Origin of the sequence: Sulfitobacter sp. 1A10359 (genome assembly GCF_043558145.1) — a bacterium.
GTDB lineage: Bacteria > Pseudomonadota > Alphaproteobacteria > Rhodobacterales > Rhodobacteraceae > Sulfitobacter > Sulfitobacter faviae.
The window spans coordinates 261,177-281,444 of record NZ_JBIFGB010000001.1; the positions used below are offsets into that span (position 1 = coordinate 261,177).

Annotated in this window: 17 protein-coding genes and 1 tRNA gene; 4 read left to right on the forward strand and 14 right to left on the reverse strand. The window is 62.7% G+C overall.

Going from position 1 to position 20,268, the window contains the following annotated elements:
* Nucleotides 1-25: 25 nt before the first annotated feature.
* Together lpxD and ACGYK2_RS01290 are read right to left on the reverse strand one after the other, a co-directional pair.
* Nucleotides 26-1,117: a UDP-3-O-(3-hydroxymyristoyl)glucosamine N-acyltransferase gene (gene lpxD / locus ACGYK2_RS01285; RefSeq protein ID WP_276154401.1), complete on the reverse strand. Its 1,092-nt coding sequence runs from the start codon at nucleotides 1,115-1,117 to the stop codon at nucleotides 26-28.
* 34 nt (nucleotides 1,118-1,151) lie between these two features.
* The gene (locus ACGYK2_RS01290) at nucleotides 1,152-2,768 is read right to left on the reverse strand and encodes a murein L,D-transpeptidase (RefSeq protein WP_271687262.1); all 1,617 of its coding nucleotides are present in this window, start codon (nucleotides 2,766-2,768) and stop codon (nucleotides 1,152-1,154) included.
* 331 nt (nucleotides 2,769-3,099) lie between these two features.
* On the opposite strand from ACGYK2_RS01290, the gene ACGYK2_RS01295 reads away from it, so the two are divergent.
* The 4 genes from ACGYK2_RS01295 to ACGYK2_RS01310 all read left to right on the forward strand — a co-directional run bounded on the left by ACGYK2_RS01295 (nucleotide 3,100) and on the right by ACGYK2_RS01310 (nucleotide 6,879).
* Nucleotides 3,100-3,669 (forward strand): DUF882 domain-containing protein, encoded by a 570-nt coding sequence (locus ACGYK2_RS01295; RefSeq protein WP_067267369.1) that lies wholly within the window; start codon nucleotides 3,100-3,102, stop codon nucleotides 3,667-3,669.
* Nucleotides 3,670-3,716: 47 nt separating this feature from the next.
* A complete protein-coding gene (locus tag ACGYK2_RS01300) occupies nucleotides 3,717-5,444 on the forward strand; it encodes an FAD/NAD(P)-binding protein (protein ID WP_271687261.1) in 1,728 nt (575 codons plus the stop codon).
* A gap of 111 nt (nucleotides 5,445-5,555) precedes the next feature.
* Nucleotides 5,556-6,152, forward strand: coding sequence for a L,D-transpeptidase (locus ACGYK2_RS01305; protein ID WP_271687260.1), 597 nt, complete (start codon nucleotides 5,556-5,558; stop codon nucleotides 6,150-6,152).
* A gap of 436 nt (nucleotides 6,153-6,588) precedes the next feature.
* Complete coding sequence (locus tag ACGYK2_RS01310; protein ID WP_271687259.1) at nucleotides 6,589-6,879, forward strand: hypothetical protein; 291 nt, start codon at nucleotides 6,589-6,591, stop codon at nucleotides 6,877-6,879.
* A gap of 111 nt (nucleotides 6,880-6,990) precedes the next feature.
* On the opposite strand, the gene ACGYK2_RS01315 is transcribed toward ACGYK2_RS01310, so the two are convergent.
* The 12 genes from ACGYK2_RS01315 to acuI form a co-directional block, all read right to left on the reverse strand.
* Nucleotides 6,991-7,080: transfer RNA gene (locus ACGYK2_RS01315), tRNA-Ser, on the reverse strand.
* A 72-nt stretch (nucleotides 7,081-7,152) separates the two neighbouring features.
* Nucleotides 7,153-7,875: an alanyl-tRNA editing protein gene (locus tag ACGYK2_RS01320; RefSeq protein ID WP_271687258.1), complete on the reverse strand. Its 723-nt coding sequence runs from the start codon at nucleotides 7,873-7,875 to the stop codon at nucleotides 7,153-7,155.
* Nucleotides 7,872-10,232 carry a DUF3772 domain-containing protein gene (locus ACGYK2_RS01325; protein ID WP_271687257.1) on the reverse strand — a complete coding sequence of 787 codons (2,361 nt, stop codon included), beginning with the start codon at nucleotides 10,230-10,232 and terminating at the stop codon, nucleotides 7,872-7,874. The genes ACGYK2_RS01320 and ACGYK2_RS01325 overlap by 4 nt, the downstream gene beginning before the upstream one ends.
* Nucleotides 10,229-11,263 (reverse strand): cysteine synthase A, encoded by a 1,035-nt coding sequence (locus tag ACGYK2_RS01330; protein ID WP_271687256.1) that lies wholly within the window; start codon nucleotides 11,261-11,263, stop codon nucleotides 10,229-10,231. Before ACGYK2_RS01330 ends, ACGYK2_RS01325 begins: the two co-directional genes overlap by 4 nt.
* A 13-nt stretch (nucleotides 11,264-11,276) precedes the next feature.
* Nucleotides 11,277-12,410 (reverse strand): NUDIX domain-containing protein, encoded by a 1,134-nt coding sequence (locus tag ACGYK2_RS01335; RefSeq protein WP_271687255.1) that lies wholly within the window; start codon nucleotides 12,408-12,410, stop codon nucleotides 11,277-11,279.
* Between the two features lie 5 nt (nucleotides 12,411-12,415).
* The gene (locus tag ACGYK2_RS01340; RefSeq protein WP_394374186.1) at nucleotides 12,416-12,856 is read right to left on the reverse strand and encodes a TrgA family protein; all 441 of its coding nucleotides are present in this window, start codon (nucleotides 12,854-12,856) and stop codon (nucleotides 12,416-12,418) included.
* A 36-nt stretch (nucleotides 12,857-12,892) separates the two neighbouring features.
* Nucleotides 12,893-14,104 carry a cyclopropane-fatty-acyl-phospholipid synthase family protein gene (locus tag ACGYK2_RS01345; protein WP_271687253.1) on the reverse strand — a complete coding sequence of 404 codons (1,212 nt, stop codon included), beginning with the start codon at nucleotides 14,102-14,104 and terminating at the stop codon, nucleotides 12,893-12,895.
* Between the two features lie 62 nt (nucleotides 14,105-14,166).
* Complete coding sequence (locus ACGYK2_RS01350) at nucleotides 14,167-15,588, reverse strand: deoxyribodipyrimidine photo-lyase (RefSeq protein WP_271687252.1); 1,422 nt, start codon at nucleotides 15,586-15,588, stop codon at nucleotides 14,167-14,169.
* A 61-nt stretch (nucleotides 15,589-15,649) separates the two neighbouring features.
* Complete coding sequence (locus ACGYK2_RS01355) at nucleotides 15,650-16,873, reverse strand: aminotransferase class V-fold PLP-dependent enzyme (protein WP_271687251.1); 1,224 nt, start codon at nucleotides 16,871-16,873, stop codon at nucleotides 15,650-15,652.
* 98 nt (nucleotides 16,874-16,971) lie between these two features.
* On the reverse strand, nucleotides 16,972-18,609 hold the full coding sequence (locus ACGYK2_RS01360; protein ID WP_276154402.1) for a BCCT family transporter: 1,638 nt from the start codon (nucleotides 18,607-18,609) through the stop codon (nucleotides 16,972-16,974).
* A gap of 177 nt (nucleotides 18,610-18,786) precedes the next feature.
* Complete coding sequence (locus tag ACGYK2_RS01365; RefSeq protein WP_067266693.1) at nucleotides 18,787-19,212, reverse strand: HIT family protein; 426 nt, start codon at nucleotides 19,210-19,212, stop codon at nucleotides 18,787-18,789.
* Nucleotides 19,213-19,279: 67 nt separating this feature from the next.
* The gene (gene acuI, locus ACGYK2_RS01370) at nucleotides 19,280-20,266 is read right to left on the reverse strand and encodes an acryloyl-CoA reductase (protein ID WP_271687249.1); all 987 of its coding nucleotides are present in this window, start codon (nucleotides 20,264-20,266) and stop codon (nucleotides 19,280-19,282) included.
* Nucleotides 20,267-20,268: the final 2 nt, after the last annotated feature.

Consider the following 20,268-nt stretch of genomic DNA (forward strand, 5'->3'; position numbering starts at 1 on the left):
CCCCCAACATATGTCCGCGGCAGGTTTAGTCAGCCTTGTCGGCTTTGGAAACCACCTTTTGCAGGGCCGCGACATCACGCAGCAGCTTGGGCAAACGGCGCAGCGCTTTATAGATTTCGGTCTGCTTGCTCATTTGGGTGGCGGGGTAGCCCAACATGGTGCGCCCCTCGGGCACGTTGGAGAGCACAATGGTCCCCCCGCCCGCGATCACCCGGTCGCCGATGGTGATGTTGTCGGCCAGACCGACCTGCCCGCCGAGCACCACATTGTCGCCCACGCGGGTCGAGCCGCCCACGCCTGCCTGTCCGCAGAGCAGGCAGTTTTTGCCGATCACCGCGTTGTGGCCGATATGCACGAGGTTGTCGATTTTCGTGCCGTCGCCGACCTGCGTGTCGCGAATGGTGCCGTTGTCGATGGTGGAACCCATGCCCATTTCGACATCCGCGCCGATGGTCACAGCGCCAAGCGAATGGATACGGGTCCAAGGCTGCGGGGCGGCATCGCCCTGATCGCCGAGCGTTTGCCGCGCGCTTTCCACGGTGGACAGCTCAGCCGTGACGAAAGAGAAACCGTCGCCGCCCAAGCGCACGCCCGACTGCGCGATGAAACCCGATCCGATGGTGACCCGCGCGCCGATGCTGACATGTTCGCGCAGAAAACAGCCATCGCCCAATGTCGCATCCACGCCGACAAAACACAGCGGCCCGATGACGCTGCCCGCGCCGATCCGCGCCCCGGCAGAGATCACCGCCAAGGGGCCGACCGAGACGCCCTCGCCCAGCACGGCCTCGGGGTCGATCACGGCTGTAGGATGGATGCCCGGCTTGAACCCCTGCCCCTTGTCGAGCATCCGCGTCACGCCGGAAAGCGCATAGCGCGGGCGGTTGGGCAGGATCGCAGCCTTGAGGCCCAGAGCGCGCCAGTCGGCTCCCTCCCAAAGCATCGCCACTTCGGCGGCGCCATCGGAAAGGCTGCTGGCATAGCGCGGGTCCATCGCCAGCGCCATTTCGCCATGTTTCGCGCTGGCCGGTTCGGCCACGCCGCTGACCATGAGTTCGATGTCGCCCTCGGCGCTGGCGCCGACGGCTTTGGCGATTTGCTGAACACTATAGGTCATTTCGGGCGGCCCTTACTTGTTGCGCGCCCGAGAGTTACCCCTGAACGCCGCGCAAGGCCACCCCCGCCTTGGAGAGCGCGTTCCAGATCAGTGCATCCCGGCCATAGACGTCATCGCGGTATTCGGTATGGCCGCGGGCGTTGGTCACGGCGGTGCGGTAGATCAGATGCACCGGCACCTGCTCTTCGAGGACGACGCGCGTCTCGCGTCCGCTGCGCAGAATGGCTTGGAACTCGCCTTCGGGATCCGCCGATTGCGGCGCCAGCAGCGCATAGGCGAACTCAAACGGTTCGGCCAGACGCACGCAGCCATGGCTAAAGGCACGCACATCGCGGGCAAACAGGCTCTTGGCCGGGGTGTCATGCAGGTAGATGTTGTATTTGTTGGGGAACATGAACTTCACCAGACCCAAGGCATTGGTCTTGCTGGGCGGTTGGCGCATGGCGAAGGGGAAGCTCCGCGCGGTATAGCGGTTGAAGTTCACCGCGCCGCGGTTCACCTTGCGGCCCCGGCTGTCGGTAATCTCGATATGGCCCACGGCATAGGGGTTGCGCTTGAGCTGCGGCAGGTATTCCCCAGTGACGATTGACCGCGGCACATACCAGCTGGGATTGACCACCATATGCTCCATCACGTCCGAGAATTCGGGCGTCGGGCGGTCCTCGCGAGCGGCCCCCACGACCGAGCGGGTCTGGAAGGTGATCTTGCCATCGTCGATGATCTTGGCCGAGAAATCGGGGATGTTCACAAGGATATGGCGTTTGCCGCGGTCGGTGTTGAACCAACGCTCACGCTCAAGTGCGACCATGACCGATTGCAGCCGCTGCTCGACGCCGATGTTGATCTGCTTCATCGTGGCCGGACCGGCGACGCCATCGGTGTTCAGCCCGTGGGCCTCTTGGAACTGGCGCACGGCTTCGGTCAGGCTGGCGTCATAGCCCACGGCATTGGACCGCTCCAGAAAGCCCATGGCGATCAGGCGGTTGCGCAGGGCAATCACGTCATTTCCGGTATCGCCCGGCTCAAGCTTGCCCGCGGGCACCGAGGGCCCCCAGCCGCCCTGCGACAGCAGTTTTTCCATCGCGATCTTCTCTTTCAGCAGCGCGTTATACTCAAGGCTGCGCGGCGGCAGGGCGCGGAAATAAGCGGCAGGCGTGGATTTGGGCAGGTCTTGCAGATAGCTCTTCCGGTCACGGTACGGAATTTCGCGCACGATCTGGCTGATGATCCGTTTGGGGATCAGCACACCGGTCTGCACGTCGCGGGCATAGCGTAGGAACACGCGGCTCAACTCCACCTCGGCGAATCCCCGATCACGCGGGGTCTTGGCCGTGCGCAGCATCTCCAAGACGGCATCGGGGTTGTAGCGGGTGACCGGCAGGCCATGATCATCCGCCGTGGTGATCGCCCGCATCAGTTCCGACCGGCGCGCGCGGTGCTCTTCGGCGGCCCCTGTCCAGATCGCGGTATAATCGTTCTCACGATAGAAGGCGGCGATGTCATCGTCTTGGGCAGCAGCTTCGGCGACGGCTTGTTTGAAAGCGGTGACCTGCGCCGTGGCAGGCGCGGCAAGGACCAGTGCCGAAATCAACAGGGCAAACCCTGCGATAAATTTGGACAGTTGCCGTGAATAAGTCGCGCTGAAACCCATGTCGTACCCCGTGAATATACCATTGCCGCCGCGCGACCCTATTGCCTGCCCGGTTTGCCAATAATACTACGCGCAAGTCCATTCAAATTTCCGTTCGCAGGAAAAACGCGTGATGGCCTGTGCGGATCGCGCATCGGTTGCCCCTGCAAACATTGGGTTTTTTAATCGCATTGCGCAAAAACTTGCCTAAATTTGAACCACTCGGGAACCATTCCGATTCAGCCCTTGGTCAGGTTTTCCCGCTATGCAATAACAATGTTGCATCTGGGGATGAGATGAATGGCCCATGTAACATCTTGGGTAACTTTGGCAGACGACGGGACAGAGACACATGACAGGCAAAAGCTCCTCGGGGATGACCCGACGCGCCCTTCTCGGCGCATTCGCAGCAACCACCGTTGCAGCAGCTCCCACCTTCTCGAACGCAGCAGGCTTTCTGCGGGGCGCAGGCGACATTCGCCGCATCCGCATGTATTCGGGCCGCACCGGTGAGCGGTTGGACATGATCTATTGGATCGAAGGCCACTATATCAAAGACGCCTTTGCCGAGATCAACCACTTCATGCGCGACTGGCGGACTGACGATGTCATCAACATGGACCTGCGCACCATCGATATCATGGCCGCGTCGCACAATCTGCTGGATGTGAACGAGCCCTATATGCTCCTCTCCGGCTACCGCAGCCCGAAAACCAACGCGATGCTGCGCTCCCGTTCTAGCGGTGTCGCCAAGAATTCGCTGCACCTCAAAGGTCAGGCCGCTGACCTGCGCCTTGCCTCGCGCTCGGTGCATCAGGTGGCCCGCGCGGCGATGGCTTGTCGCGGTGGCGGTGTCGGGCGCTACTCCGGCTCCAACTTCACCCATATGGACTGCGGCACAGTGCGCAGCTGGGGCGGCTGATCGCAGCCTCTCGGGCGGGATGAGTGAATTGTTAAGGGCGCCTTCGGGTGCCTTTTTTGTTGCCCGATTTTGTCGCCGGTGGGCTTTCGCTGGCCGTGGTACGGCTCTACGGTCGCGCCAAACACATGCCGGGGAGAGAGATGCAGATAAAGACGGCGCGCATTGCGGTGATCGGTTTCGGGCCGCGCGGCCTTGGCGCGTTGGAGGCTCTGTCGCAACGGCTTACGGGGACCGAAGGGCGGATACAGATCGACATCTATGAACCCGGCCCCCATCCCGGCACGGGTCCGAACTTCGCCCCCTCCGAGCCCGCCTATTGTCTGCTTAATATCCCTAACCGCGACATCGCGATCCGCCCGCCAAAGGGGTCGCGGGTCGGGCATTTCGCGGAGTGGCAAGACCGCCCAGTCCATCCCGACAGTTTCCCCTCCCGCGCCGAAATAGGCCGCTACCTTATGGCGCGGCGGGACGATCTTTTTGCCCGGGGTTTTACGAAAACTGGCGTGACTTGCAGGGTGATCCCCGCCGCTGTGGCCCGCATCTCGCCCGAGGGGGCAGGCTGGCGTGTGCAATCGGAAAGCGGGTCGGAGGCGCTATATGACGAAGTGCTCCTCACCCTCGGGCAGCCCCCTGTCGAGCCGGACGCGCAGTGGGCCGATTGGGAAGAGCACGCGGCGCAGCGCGAGGCGGAAGTCGCGCAGGCCTATCCGGCTGCAGATCTGCGCCCGAGGGCGGCGGCATGGCGGGGCAAGCACGTCGCGATCCGGGGCTTGGGGCTGTCGACCTATGACGTGTTGCGCGGTCTGACCATGGCGCAGGGCGGGCGCTTCGATGCGGCGGGTTATCATGCCTCGGGCCGGGAGCCCTGCCGCATTCTGCCCTTCTCGCTCAACGGGCAACCCCCCTTCCCCAAGCCACAGGCTGCCGCTTTCAACGCGCTGTTCAATCCCACATCGGAAGAGACCGCAGGTTTCTCAAAAGCCGCCACGGCTGCGGTCAGTGCGGCACGCGAAGCGGCGCCTTCGTTGATCTCTGACGCCCTCCTGCCCGTGGTCGCGCGCATCCTCGCGCCCCAGAATGTGCGGGCGGCGGAAATCGCGAACTGGTTAGAGGTGGAATGGTCAGACCCCGGCGCGCAGGACCAGTTGCCCCCCATGAAGGCGCTGCGTCACGGGATAGAACTGGCCGCCGGAGAGGTCGCGCCGAGTATTGGCTACGCGCTCGGGCAGGTTTGGCGCAAATGGCAAGACACATGGCGTGCGGCATTCAACCCGCGCGGCGCGTCGCCCCAGACAGCCAAGCGGCTGATAGACTTCGATGAGGGATTGAAACGATATTCCTACGGCCCACCCCTCGCCTCCGCACGAGAGCTTTTGGCGCTGATCGACGCGGGGCTGGTCGACCTGTCCTTCGCCACCAATCCAGAGATCACGAATAGCGCGCAAGGCTGGACATTGCAGGTGGAGGGGCACGCGGCGGAGGTGTCGGTCATCGTCGACGCGGTGCTGCCTGCGCCGAACCTCTCGAGCATCGCAGCACCGCCCCTGCCCGATCTCATCTCCCAAGGTTTGCTCTCCCCGCTGTCATCCGATCTGGCCGCAGCGACCGCACCTGACGGGACGCTGCGCGCCGTTGACGGACGCCCCGTGCCGGGCCTTTGCCTGCTGGGGCGGCTGGCGCTCGGCAGCGTGACGGCGGTGGATTCCCTGCACGATTGCTTTGGCCAATCCGCCGACCGTTGGGCGCAGGGCGTGATCGACAGGCTGTCGGTTTGACACGCTGCCGGTTGGCTACAACAGTTTGTGATCCGGCCCGCGCGATGGAACGGCAAGGCGCTGAAACGGTTTCCCTTTCAACACGAGATTGAAGAATAGGGGAACGACGCAATGAAGAGACGACATTTCATCACCGGTGTAGCCGCCAGCGGTGCCGCATTCGGCGGTATCCTTGCCACGCCCGCACTGGCGCACCCGCCCAAGGAAATGCCGAGCTATGACGTGCCGCCAGAGATGATGCCGCGCAAAGTGCCGATCGCGGCGGGCGCGCCGCCCTATGAAATCCACGTCGATCCCGACAATTTCGCGCTCTACTGGACTCTGCCCGACAATATGGCGTGGCGCTATACCGTGGGCGTGGGCCGCCCTGGTCTTTATGAATCCGGTGAGTTCTACGTCGGTGCCAAAAAGGAATGGCCGAGCTGGACCCCAACCCCGGGTATGATCGACCGCGAGCCGGAGAAATACAAGAAATACGCCGATGGTATGGAAGGCGGTTTGGACAATCCGCTGGGGTCGCGTGCCCTCTATCTCTTCACCGAGGAGCGCGGCGATACCTTCTTGCGCATCCATGGCACCAATGACCCCAGCACATTGGGCAAACGCGTCTCGAACGGCTGTGCCCGTCTGGTGAACGATCAGATGGCCGAGCTCTATAACCGCGTGCCGATGAACACCCGCGTGGTGCTTTACGAACCCATCGGCTGAGTTTTCTTTCGGCCACATCAAGCAGCCCGGAGCGGAGAATATCCGCTTCGGGCTTTTTTGTGCCTCTCGGTCGACCAGTAGGATTGAAACATTTCACACGGGCCAAAGAGGTTTGCTTGCGGCGGCGGCACACACGTTTCTGCGACGTCTGTGTAACAGGTCTTGAACGCTCTTCGCGGGGCCGACTAGCGTCATGGGCCCCGGCCCGCGACGCAGGGATAACTTATTAAGAACAGTATCTTATGAGGCTATGGCAATTTGTTACGATCTGATCGCGCCGGGTCTCGCTCTAACACTGGGCCGTGATCCGAGTTGCTTTGTAACCGCCCCTCACTGCGTCTTAATATCATTGTATCGAACGGGCCTCCCGACCTCCCCGCCTCTCCCCAGAGCGAGAAAGCCGACGCCCTTTCCCAAACCTGAAAGGACTAGAACAATGAAACTCTTTATCGCAACCGCCGCCGCCACTTTGATCGCCACCGCAAGCTTCGCAGGCCAATCGACGCGCTACGAAGACCTGCGCTTGGACACGTCTGTCACGGCTGATGTCGTCCATGCCGCGGATGCCGGTGAAACCCGCCCTAATGAGCGCGCCGCTGACCTGCGCTTGGAAACATTCTCGGACGAGAGTGCGCCGGTCGCCACCTTCTCGACCAGCGGCCCCGTGAGCAGCTTGGGCGAAGGTTTCGCCTATGGTGGTTACGGCGCGGGCAACGACTCCCGCTAAACTGTCATAGATAGACCTGAGAGAGCCCGGCCCGAAAGGTGCCGGGCTTTTCTACATACGCCGCCGCATGGCCCCACGGGCAACAGCTTCTTTCTGCAAAAAAAGGGAAAATGGCGGAGCGACAGGGATTCGAACCCTGGAGACGGTCTCCCGCCTACACACTTTCCAGGCGTGCGCCTTCGACCACTCGGCCACCGCTCCGTTGAGGCGGGGTTTAGCTTGGGGGGGCAGTGAGTTGCAAGAGCGAATTCCCCCCAGAGACGATAAATTTATCTAACCGCCCAGATGAACATAGACCCGGCGGTTCAAACGGCCCTTTTTCTCAATCTTTCCAAGGCGAAGCCCGCCGATCTCGCCGGTGCGGGCGACATGGGTGCCGCCGCAGGGCTGTAGATCGATGGGGTCCTGCGCCTCTCCGATGCGGATCAGGCGAATGTCCCCCCGTCCGCGCGGCGGGGCGACGGACATGGTTTTGATGAGCTCAGGCGCGGCGTCCAATTCGGCTTCGGTGATCCAGTCCTCGCTCACCCGCGTATCGAGGGAGACGAAGTGGTTCAGCGCTTCCTCTAGTTCCTCGCGATCCTGCGGCGCATCGGGCATGTTGAAATCGAGCCGCCCATGGGTGGCCGAAATCTGCCCCCCCGTGACCGGATGCGGGATCACGACCGACAGAAGGTGCAGCGCCGTATGGACGCGCATGTGCTTGTGACGGCGGTCCCAATCGAGTTCCTGTTTCACGAAAGCGCCCACCGGCGGCAAAGGACGCGGTTCCGCCGGAACCAGCGCGATGCCGCCGCTGTCGCGGTCGCGCACCGTGGTCGCGATGGTAAGCTCTTGCTTGTCCCACGTCAGCCACCCGCTGTCGCCCGGCTGGCCGCCGCCCGTGGGGTAGAACAGGGAATTGTCCAAGATCACCCCACCTTCGGGCGTATGGGCCGCCACGCGGGCCGGGGCGTCGCGCAGGTAGGTCTCGGTCCGGTACAGCTCGCCCGTCATGCCTGCGGCTCCGGCTTTGCGTCATCTTCTATTTTCGGTGCTTCGGCCTTCAACGTCTCAGGGTTGCGCAGCCATAGGTCGCGTTGGGCAAAAGGAATTTCGATCCCTTCCTCTTTGAAACGCGCGGCGATGGCGTGGTTGATGTCGTTCTTGACCTTCATCATCCAATTCACGTCCCGCAGGTAGCAGCGCACCTCGAACTCCAGCGCATCGGCGCCGAAGTTCAAGAACAAGACCGCGGGCGGCGGGTTGGTCAGGACGATGGGCTGCGCCTCGGCGATCTCTTGCAGGATGCCTTCGATCCGTTTGGTGTCGGTGCCGTAAGCCACGCCCACGGGCACGATGAGGCGGCCCACGGTATTGCCGCGGGTGTAGTTGGTGACCGTGCCGCTGATTAGATCGGCGTTGGGCACGATCACATCGGTGCGGTCGAAGGTCTCGATCCTTGTGGAGCGCACCGAGATGTCGCGCACATAGCCCATCTGGCCACCCACCTCGATCCAATCCCCCTCGGAGATCGGACGTTCGATCAACAGGATGATGCCGGAGACGAAGTTCGACACCACGTTTTGCAGGCCGAAACCGATACCGACCGAGAGTGCCCCGGCAACATAGGCCAGCGCAGAAAGGTCGATTCCCGCCCCGGTGATGGCGAGCAGCGCGGCGAGGAAAATCCCCACATAGCCAATCCCCGAAACGATGGCGTTCTGCCCGCCGATGTCCATCCGCGTCTTGGGCAGGACGTTGCTGCGCAGCGCGCCTTGAATCAGACGGGTGACGGCATAGCCGATCACGAAGATCACCGCGAAGGAGAGGAAATCTGTAGGACGGATCCGCGTCTCGCCAAAGGCGAAGCCACGGCTGAACAGCGCCCAAAGCTCAGTCAGGTCGGTGACCCGCGCGCCCCATGCCAGCGCCATCACGGGCAGCGACAGCAGGAGCAGGATCAGGCCAAAGAACACCGGCATCAGCGCATCGCGCGCCTGCACCCCCTGCCCGGTCATCGCACCGTAAACATCGGCCAAGAAGCGTTGCAGCGTCATGACCAGCCCCAGCAGCACCAGCGTGGTGACATAGGGCGGCAGCAGCGAAACGGCGGCGTTGTAATAGCCACTGATTAGCAAAAGGGGCGCTACCACGGCCACGATCATGGCGCCTAGGCCAAGCCCACGCACGACACGGTTCAGGGTCGAGGTCCGCGGCTCTTCGGCGGCGGAGACGTCTTCCGCCACCGGATCGCTGTAACCGCGCAGGATTTTCCCGATGCGGAACAGGGCAAAAGCGCTCAGCAGCATCACCGGCAGGCGCAGTACGGCCTCGGTGGTTTCCGCCGGTTGCTGGCCGTCGAAAATGGCGGTGATGATGGCGCCAAGGATGACGGTGACGGTGATGATGCTGACGTAGAAACGAACCGCTTTGCGCTCAGCCGCGGGCAGCAGGATCAGCGCCTCGTCCTCATCGCGCGAGAACACCCGTTCGGCGACCCAGCGAACACCCAGCATCGCGCCGCCGATCACCGGGATCAGCTGCACAAGGGTCGAGCCGCGCGGGCCGAGCCAATCGGTTGCCAAGACGGCCATGGCCAGCAAAACCAGACCGACCGTGGGCAGGATGATCCGCAAAAGAGACACGACAAAGCGCCAAATGCCAAAGCCGCGCGCGCCGAATTGCTGAAGCCGACCCACAATCGCGGTCGACCAATGGTGGCCGCGGAAGATCAGCACCAAGCCCAGAATGGTGAGGGCCAGAACCGCAGGGAGAGAGGAACGCAGGCTGCGCCGCGCCGTATCGGCATCGTCTGGGGCTTCGGCGGCAATTTCGCCAGCGGCGGTGGCCAGATCGTCAACCGCGGTGCGCCAATGGACGGGGTTGAGCGGCGTGGGCACTACCTCCATCAACTGCTCGGTCTGGCGTTCGCGCAGGGCCACGTCGATCTGCCCGATCAGCGCATCGGCGCGCAGATATGCCGCTTCGGCCCGCTGAACCGGGGTCAGCAGGGTGTTGAGCTGTCGGTTCAACTCTTCACGGTTGGCGGCGACTTCGGGCGATTCCGGCTCGGCCCCCTCGCCCTCCGGCGGGGTACCAAGCGCGGCCAATTGTTCGCGCAGCGCGCTGATCCGCGCCGCGTTCAGGTTGCGCGCCGCATCGAATTCGGCGCGGTAATCCACCAGCCGGGCGCGCTGCACCTCCAGCATGGTTTCGGTGGTCTCGGGCGCGTCAATCGCCTCTTCAGCCGAAGAGGCGACGGTTTCCCATTGATCGAAATCCGGCAGAGCCGGTTCCTGTGCGACAGCAGCGCCGGTCAGCCAGACCAGCAACGCGGTAAGGCCAAGGGCGAAGCGGAGCATTTGGGTCATGTATCCTCGAAAACACCTGGGATGGATTGCGGCGCGGCATCAAGCCATGCGGGCGTCGGCAGCCCCTTCTCGCGCAGGAACTCCGGGTTGAAGAGTTTGGATTGATAGCGCGTGCCGAAGTCACACAGCACGGTCACGATGGTATGGCCCGGCCCCATCTCTTTCGCCAGACGCATGGCCCCGGCGACATTGACGCCCGAGGAGGCACCAAGGCAGAGCCCCTCATTCTCCAGCAGGTCAAAGACGACCGGCAGCGCCTCTTCGTCGGAGATATTGTAGGAATAATCGGGCTTGAACCCTTCGAGGTTCGCAGTGATCCGCCCCTGCCCGATGCCTTCGGCGATGGAGCTGCCTTCGGACTTCAACTCGCCCTCGGTATAGTAGCTGTGCAGCGCCGCGCCATCAGGATCGGCCAGCGCGATCTTCACGCCTTTGGGTTGTAGCGCCATAGCCACACCAACGAGCGTCCCGCCCGAGCCGACAGCGCAGCAGAAGCCATCGACATTGCCGCCGGTTTGTTCCCAGATCTCGGGGCCAGTGGTTTCGATATGCGCCTGACGGTTGGCGGTATTGTCGAATTGGTTGGCCCAGATCACCCCCTCGGGCGTGGTCTTGGCCAGTTCCTTGGCCAAACGCTCGGAATAGCGGACGAAGTTATTGGGGTTCTTGTAGGGTGCGGCCGGCACCTGCACCAATTCCGCACCGGCCAGCCGCAGCATGTCTTTCTTTTCCTGCGACTGGGTCTCGGGGATGACGATGACGGTTTTGAAACCCATCGACGCGCCGACCAGCGCGAGCCCGATGCCGGTGTTGCCAGCAGTACCTTCGACGATGGTGCCGCCGGGCTTCAATTCACCCCGTGCGATGGCGTCGCGGATGATGAACAGCGCCGCGCGGTCCTTGACCGATTGGCCGGGGTTCATGAACTCCGCCTTGCCCAAGATTTCGCAGCCGGTCTCTTCGCTCGCGCCGCGCAGTCGGATCAGCGGTGTGTTTCCAATGGCCTTGGCCAGATCTTTAGCAACCTGCATGTATGCCCCCAGTTCATGTTCCGTCCGGTTTAGCTGTCGTGTCTTCGGACCTCAAGCGTTCGCGGTGGTGGGCGAGCCAATAGGCGCTTGCCACCAGCGGCGCATTGGCCAGCGCCTGCGCATCCGCCAAGGCCATCAAATTATCGAAGGACATCAGATGGGACCGGATATCCTCACCCTCCGTGGCCAAACCGCCCGTGCCGATGATATGATCCGGCAAATCTGCCAATCCCACGAAAATGTGAAAGAACTCGGTCGCATTGCCGGGAGAGGCATAGACGTTTCCGACCGGCTCCAAGGCGCCCAAGGTGATCCCCGCCTCCTCACGCGCTTCGCGCCGGGCGGCGGCCTGCGGCGTTTCGCCGGGGTCGATATGGCCCGCGATGGGTTCCAACTGCCAGCGGGTATGATCGCCGCGCGCCAGCGGGCCCATGCGGATTTGCTCGACCAGCAGCACGCGGTCGCGCAGCGGGTCATAGGGCAGCACCAAAGCTGCATCCGCGCTGACAAAAACCGCGCGGTCGATCTGCGCCGACATGCTGCCGTCAAATGTCTCATGTCGCAGCGAGATTTCATCAAGGGCGAAGAAGTTCGCGTAAACGCGGCGGCGGTCGGTCACCTCGACCTTGCCATCGAGCGCTAGCGGATCATGCATGCCCTGCGCCGCCAGCACCTGCTGATGGGCTCGGCGGCGGATCATCGGGAACATCGCATCGACCTCGGCCCGCGGGCGCTTGCCCATATAGCTCATCACTTCGCGCGCGGCATGACAGGAAAGCGCGGCCCAATCACGCTCCCACTCAGGCAAGGACCATGGCCCCTGCGCGGTCCAGCGCCCGGGCTGGGGCAGATAGACCTCGGCCCCCTGCCCGTCTGCCAGTGTCACCGGCACCAAATCATAGTCGAACGCGCCTTCATAGAAATCGAGCCGCGCGAAATCATCCGCGCTCAGGCCCCGCACCAGCAAGCCCTCGGCCTGCGCGCCATCGCGCGTCTCAATCGTGGGAAACGGGCCTTCGGCGGCGGCAGAGACTTGGTAGCTGGGAAGATTGGCGAGGCTGAGGTCTATCGCCTCGGCGGAGCGGCCAAGCACAATTTCCAACAGCGGCAGATGCCGCAGGGTGCCGTAAATAAAGAGATGTCGCATGGGGGTCAGGGCCAACGGTTATAAGCAAATTCGGTCAAAAGCCCCGCGATCACGCCGCCGACAACAAGTGCCACGCCGATGGGCACGGTGGCGATCATCAGGCCGAATTCCGCGCCGATCTGAAACACGGCGACGATGGCCTCGAAGGGATCGTCATAGCGGTTGCGCAGCGCCAGCCGGACCATTTCATTCGCCGCCTGCAAAAAGATCGCCCAGAGCATCAGCACAAAGACACCGGCAAAACCGTTGTTGATCGCAGCCACGATGCCCCGGCCCGCGCGCCGACCCATCACGCGCCAGCCCACGATGAGGCCCAACACCACGTTAAGCGGCAGGAAATACCCGAAATCCGTGCGTTCCGGCATCAGTGGCACCACCATGCCCGACAGGACAAAGGCCAGCACGGCGAGTGAGATCGCCGCCATAAGTCGTGCACCAGTCGGCATTTTTCGGCTCCTTGCGGGGGCGGACCGCAGGGGCGGTCACACAGGTCGCCGTACCGTAATCTGCGTCACGTCGCAATTGCCACTGTCAAATGTCGCGGCACAGGAAGTGAGGTAAAAATTCCACATCCGGCGAAAGCGTTCGTCAAAGCCAAGCGCGGTGATCTGATCCCATTTCTCGTTAAAGGTCTCATGCCAACGGCGCAGGGTGATGTCATAGCTTTTGCCAAATTCGATCGACCGGTCGACCACCAGCCCTGCACGCTCCACCTGCTCCCGCAGGATCGTGGGGCTGGGCAACATGCCGCCTGGGAATATGTATTTTTGGATGAAATCCACCCCGCGTTTATAGACCTCCCAACGGCGGTCGGCGACGGTGATGATCTGCAAGGTCGCGGCGCGGCCCGGTTTCAGGCGCTGGTGCAGCGTGTCGAAATAGACCGGCCAGTATTTCTCGCCCACCGCCTCGAACATCTCGATGCTGGCGATGCCGTCATAGCTCTCGGTCTCATCGCGGTAGTCTTGCAGTTTGAAGGTCACGCGGTCTGAGAGGCCCGCCTTGGCAATGCGCTCTTGTGCGTAGTTGAACTGCTCTTGGCTGATGGTCAGCGCGGTCACCTTCAGCCCGCGTTCGGCTGCGGCATATTCCGCAAAACCGCCCCAGCCGCAGCCGATTTCCAAGACATGATCGCCGGGCTGCACACCCATCTGATCGACCATGGACTTGTATTTCGCCCGCTGCGCGGCCTCCAGCGATTGCTGGGCGTCGCCCTCGAAAATGGCCGAAGAATAGGTCATCGTATCATCCAGCCAGAGGCTGTAGAACGCATTGCCCAGATCGTAGTGATAGCTGATGTTGCGTTTGGCCTGTTTGCGGTTGTTGCGCTGGAGCCAGAAGCGGAACTTTTCGAACTGACGCAGCAGCCCTTGGCCGGGGAAACCGTCATAGACCGTCTCATTCCCCGCATGAACCAAATCCATGAAGGCTTGCAGGTCCGGCGTCGACCACCACTCGTCCAGATAGGCGTCGCAAAAGCCCAGGTCGCCCTCGCGGATCAACCGTGCGAAAAGGTCATCGTTATGGATGTGCAGTTCTGCCACCGGGCCGGGCTTGGCCCCTTCGGCGCGGAACACGCGGCCATCAGGCAGGACAAAGTCCACCCGCCCATGCTGCATTTCCTGCGCCATGGCGAAGACCTGCGGGAAATAGCGCGGCAGACCTTTCTGCCCCTCGGTGGTCGTAAGCTTCATACCTCGGTTCCGTTCTTGTTCTTGACGCCTACTGTAACCGCAGGCTGCTGTTTCGCAAAAAGTTAAAAGTCGCGGTTGCGATAGGCATCGAGCGCCCGTTCCCGCCCCTCTGACAGATCGACGATCGGATCGGGGTAATCATCCTCTGGGCTTAGGCCCCAGCGGCGTGGGATCGCGTCGAAATAGGCCAGCGCCTCGTCACGCGGTTTCACGCGCCCCTCGGCGATCCAACGGCGGGTGTAGTCGCGCCCCTTGTCGAACCGATCAAGCTGGGTCTCGGGGTTGAAAATGCGAAAGAACGGCGTCGCATCGGGGCCGGACCCTGCGGCCCACTGCCAGCCCATCGCGTTATTGGCCGGATCCCAGTCGATCAGATGTTCTTCGAACCACTTTTGCCCGATCCGCCAATGACACATCAAATGTTTCGTCAGATAGCTCGCCACGATCATGCGGCCCCGGTTGTGCATGCGCCCCGTGACCTGCAACTCGCGCATGGCCGCATCGACGAAAGGCACCCCGGTGCGCCCCTGTTTCCATGCCAGCACCTCGGCGCGGCGCTCGTCCTCATTCCATGGGAAGGCCTGCCATTCCTCGCGCCAGTTTTGGTCAAGGATGCGCGGCGTGTGATACATGAGGTGATAGGCAAACTCGCGCCAGGCGAGTTCCTTGAGGAAAGTCTCAGCCCCGCGCTTGCCCTCCTGCATCGCCCGCTGGCCCGCGTGCCAACACTGGGCCGGGCTGATCTCACCCAGCGACAGGTTTTCCGACAGGGCCGAGGTGCCATCTTCGCCCGGCATGTCGCGGCTTTCGTCGTAGCCTTCAACGATATGGGCCATGAAAGAACCTAGCCGAGCCTGTGCCGCGGCCTCCCCCAGACGCACATATGGGCGCACCACATCGCGCCCGCGCTGCATCTCGGCGTCCATTTGCCAATCGTCGAGCGCGGCGCTCTCGGGCCAGTTTGGCGGGGCTGGGATGTCGCTCGGAGTGGCCAAGGGGGCCGCCACATCGCGGCCCCGGACCGCCTTCCAATAGGGGGTGAAGACTTTGTAAAAGCCGCCGGTTTTGGTCTCAACCGTCCAAGGCTCGAACATCAGATGCCCGGCAAAGCTACAGGCTTCGACCCCATCGTCCTTCAGCGCCTCTTTGACCTTGGCGTCGCGGTCGATCGCGGCGGGATCGTAAAGGCGGCTCCAACAGACTGCCCCCGCGCCGGTTGTTTCGATCACCTCGCGCAGCACCTCAAGCGCATCGCCGCGACGCAGGATCAGGCGACTGCCCTTCTCGGCCAAAGTCTCCCCAAGGCAGCCCAAGGCCAGCCCGAGGCGGAATTTCGGCGCCGCGCCCAAAGCCTCTGATTGTGCGTCGCGGATGAACAGCGGGATGACCGGGCGGCCCGACTGGCAGGCCGCCGTCAGGGCGGGATGGTCGCTCAGCCGCAGATCGCGGCGGAACCACATGATAATCGGGGAATTGTCGCTCACGTTGGGGGTCTTGCTCCTGCACTTGTCCCGAAACATAGCGCCCCTGCGCCCGGGTCAAGGATCAGAGCAGATCATCCAGCGCGTTCAGCAGCTTGTCCATTTCATCCTGCGTCGTGTAATGGGTGAAACTGAGGCGGAGCACGCCTTTGGCCTCATCTACCCCCATCGCACCAAGCGCCCGGCCTGCGTAGAAGGTGCCACCCCCTGCCATGATGCCGCGCGCGGCTAGTGCCTGCGCCATCTCGCCCCCCGGTCGATCAAGCGCCAATGCCACCGTGGGCGCGCGGGTCGCCGCATCGGTGGGGCCGATGACCCGCACCGAGTTGCGCGCCGCCATGGCATCCAACAGCGGTTGCAGCAAAGCCGTCTCATGGGCGCGCATCGCGTCATGCACAGCAACACCGCGCGCCGTGGCCCCGGCAGTGCCGCCGATATGGTGGGCGTGGAAAGCATCGATATAATCCGCCATGCCCGCGCTGGCTGCGATCTGCGCGTGATCCGGCCCGGCGGGGGTGAAACGTTTGTAAAGCACGTCCCCGTTGAAGTGATGCGCTTGGTTCGGCAGCAGTTCGGTGAGCGCCCGGCGGATGACCATAACACCCTGATGTGGCCCGAAGGTCTTGTAAGCCGAAAAGAGGTAGATATCTGGCCCCAACACCCCGACATCGGCAAAGCCATGCGGCGCATAGGAGACGCCATCGACGCAGACGAAAGCACCGGCGGCATGGGCCAGCGCCGTGATCTCGGTCACCGGGTTGATCTCGCCCACCACGTTTGAGCAATGCGGGAAGCAGACCAGCCGGACATTCTCGTCCAAGAGGTCTTCGAGCTTTGCCGGATCGAGATGCCCGGTGTCAGGGTCGATCTGCCATTCGCGGATCTCGATCCCCCGCTCGGCCAGCCGGCGCCACGGGCCGGTATTGGCCTCATGGTCCTGATTGGTCACGACGATCGCCTCACCGGGCTGCATCATCTGGCCGAAAGCCTGCGCCAGCACATAGGTGTTCTGCGTGGTGGAGGGGCCAAAGCTCAGCTCCTCCGGCGTCACGTCAAGGATCGCGGCCATGCGGGTGCGGGCTTCGTCCATCTCCTCCCCACCAAGGCGGCTGGCCTCATAGGCGCCGTAGGGCTGCACCTTTCGCTGGGTGTAGAAGCGATGCAGCCGGTCGATGACTTGGCGGCAGGTGTAAGACCCACCGGCGTTTTCAAAGAAAGCCTGCCCCTGAAGGCTCGGCTCGGCGAAGGCGGGAAATTGGGCGCGGACCCATTCGGAATCAATATGCATGGCGCGAAGGTTGACCGCAGCGCGGCCAAGGTCAAGCGCCCAAACAAAACGGCGACCCCGAAGGGCCGCCGTCATCCGTTTTACAAAGGCTGTGCAGGTTAGCGGATTTTACGCTCGTCCTGCAGACCGCGGAAGATGCAGAAGCACATGAAGAGCAGCAGCAGCGTGAACAGCAAACCGGTGGAAATCACCATGGATTGCAGCGCCGCGAGGCCCCCGCCGATCAACAGCGCGATGGCCACGGCACCCTCGAAGATGCACCAGAACACCCGCTGCGGCACCGGCGCATCGACCTTGCCGCCTGCGGTGATCGTGTCGATCACAAGCGACCCGGAGTCGGACGAGGTGACGAAGAACACCACCACCAGCACGATGCCGATGAAGGAGGTGATCGAAGCCAGCGGCAGCGCGTCGAGCATTTTGAACAGCTGCAACGGCAGGGCCGCATCTTGGGCCGAGGTGTAGCCGTCGTTCAGCACCTGATGGATCGCGGTGCCACCAAAGATCGACATCCAGAGCACGCAGACCAGCGAGGGGATCAGCAGCACGCAGATCACGAATTCCCGCACGGTACGACCCCGGCTGACGCGGGCGATGAACATGCCGACGAAGGGTGACCAGCTGATCCACCATGCCCAGTAGAAGGCCGTCCAGCCCTGCGAGAAGTTCACGTCTTCACGGCCAAACGGGTTCGCCAGTGCGGGCAGGTATTCGATATAGGCCACCAGCGAGTCCCAGAAGAAGGACAGCAAGAAGATCGTCGGCCCCACAAAGAGCGTGAAGAGCGCCAGCAAGGCGGCCAGCCCCATGTTAATCTCACTCAGCACCTTCACACCGCCATCAAGGCCGCGCAGAACCGAGACCAGCGCCACGGCGGTGATCAAGGAAATCAGCACGACTTCGGAGGTGGTGCCGGTTGGGATGCCGAACAATTCGTTTAGACCCGCGTTCGCCTGCGTGGCCCCCAGACCGAGCGACGTGGCCAGACCAAAGAGCGTGGCGAAAACCGCGATGGTGTCGATGATATGCCCGGGCCAGCCCCAAACACGTTCGCCCAGAACCGGGTAAAAGGCCGAGCGGATCGTCAGCGGCAGACCCTTGTTATAGGTAAACAACGCCAGCGCCAGCGCGACGATGGCGTAGATCGCCCAAGGGTGCAGACCCCAGTGATAGATCGTCGCCGCCATGCCAAGGCGCAGCGAACCAGCCTCGTCACCCGTGGCGGCACCCAAGGGGGCCCAGTCGGTGCGCAAGCCGTTCTCTGTCGTGATCTCGCCCATGGAGGTGGAGAAGTGAGTCAAAGGCTCGGACACGCCGTAGAACATCAGGCCAATGCCCATGCCCGCCGCGAAAAGCATCGCGAACCAGCCCAGATAGGTATAATCCGCTACCGCTTCATTGCCGCCAAGGCGGACACTGCCAAAGGGCGTGACGATCAGCAAAAGTGCAAAGATCACCACCAAGTCGGCAGAGCCGATCAGGAACCAGTCGAAGTTCTTCGTGGTAAAGTTGAACATGGCCGAGAAGATCGCGGCGGCCTGTTCCGGCAATGCGATGGTGTAGAACACGAAGACCACGACCGCGATCCCCGAGATTAGAAAGACCGGGTTGTGAATGTCCAGCCCGAACGGCCCGATCTGCCGTTCGATATTGTCCTGACCGATCTCATAATCGGTATCGATCACATCCGCCTTGCCCTCAGGCTCGGGGATGCCGTGCGAATTGGTATCGCTCATAATCTGTTCCCTCTTTGATGACAGATTACCGCGCAAAACGCGGCGTTCTGTTTTTCTCATCCGTGCGCAACAGGATAGAGGCTTGCGACCATTGGGCAAGCCATTGCGGCCAAGCCCCCTTGGAAACTTGGCTAAAACGACCGTTTCGGTATCTGCTGCGACGTAAGTTTGGGGGGACTACCCTGTCCCGAGCGCGGCTGCAATCGCATCGGCCTGTTCGCGAATCCGGTCCATGTCGCCTTGGACACCGGGCGGGCGCAGCTTGTCGCCCTCATGCCGCGGCAGGATGTGGTAATGGAGGTGAAAGACCTCTTGCCCGCCCGCAGCCTCGTTAAACTGCTGCACCGTGATGCCATCGGCGCCAAAAGCGCGTAGGCAGGCATTGGCGACTTTCTGAACCGTCGCCAGACAATCCGCCAATTGTGCGGGGCTGGCGTCGAGCATGTTGCGGCAGGGCGACTTGGGGATCACCAGACAATGCCCTTCGGCGCGGGGCATGATGTCCATAAAGCAATAGGTCTTGTCGTCCTCATAGACCTTAAAGCTGGGGATCTCTTTGCGCAGAATCTTGGCAAAGATATTGTCGTCGTCGTAGCTGGCCATCATGCTCTCCTTCTGGCGATCGGGGCGGCGCGGACCATTAACCACACCGCCCCGCGCCGAGGCAATATCAAGCGTTTACGTCCACGACCACCCGGCCCTTGACCTGCCCTTTGAGGATGTCGGCCCCGAGTTGGGGCAAATCGCTGAGACCCGCGGGTTGAACCATCGCCTCCAGCTTGTCCATCGGCAGGTCTTTCGCCACCCGCTCCCATGCGCGCAGACGGTTGTCATAGGGCTGCATGACGCTGTCGATGCCCAAGAGGTTCACGCCGCGCAGCAGGAAGGGGATCACCGTGGCAGGCAGGGCCGCACCGCCCGCAAGGCCCACGGCCGCCACGCTCGCCCCGTACTCCATCTGGCCCAGCACGCGGGCCAGCATCGCGCCGCCCACGGCATCGACGCATCCGCCCCATGTCTCGCCCTCAAGGGGGCGTTTGACCGTCTCGTTGATCTCGTCCCGCGCGACGATCCGGGCCGCGCCGAGGCTCTTGAGGTAATCCTCGGTCTCGGGCCGTCCGGTGACCGCCGCCACTTCATAGCCGAGGTTGGCAAGGATCGCCGTGGCGACGGAGCCGACGCCCCCCGCAGCACCCGTGACCAGAACCGGGCCTTTCTTGATGCCGTGATCCTCAAGCGCCATGACGGCCAGCATCGCGGTGAAACCTGCCGTGCCCACGGCCATCGCTTGACGCGTGTCCAACCCTTCGGGCAGCGGCACCAGCCAATCGGCCTTGACCCGCGCCTTTTGCGCATAGCCGCCCCAATGCGCCTCGCCCACGCGCCAACCGGTCAACACCACCTTGTCGCCGGGCTTGTAACGGTCGTCATTCGAGGTCTCGACCGTGCCGGCGAAATCGATGCCCGGCACATGCGGATAGTTGCGGACCAAGCCACCACCCGGCCCGATGCAGAGCCCGTCTTTGTAGTTCACGGTGGAATATTCGACCGCGACCGTCACCTCGGCCTCAGGCAGTTGGTCTTCGGTGATCTGGGTGACCTCGGCCTGGGTCTTGCCTTCGTCATCCTTGTTTACAATCAGCGCATTAAAGCTCATCT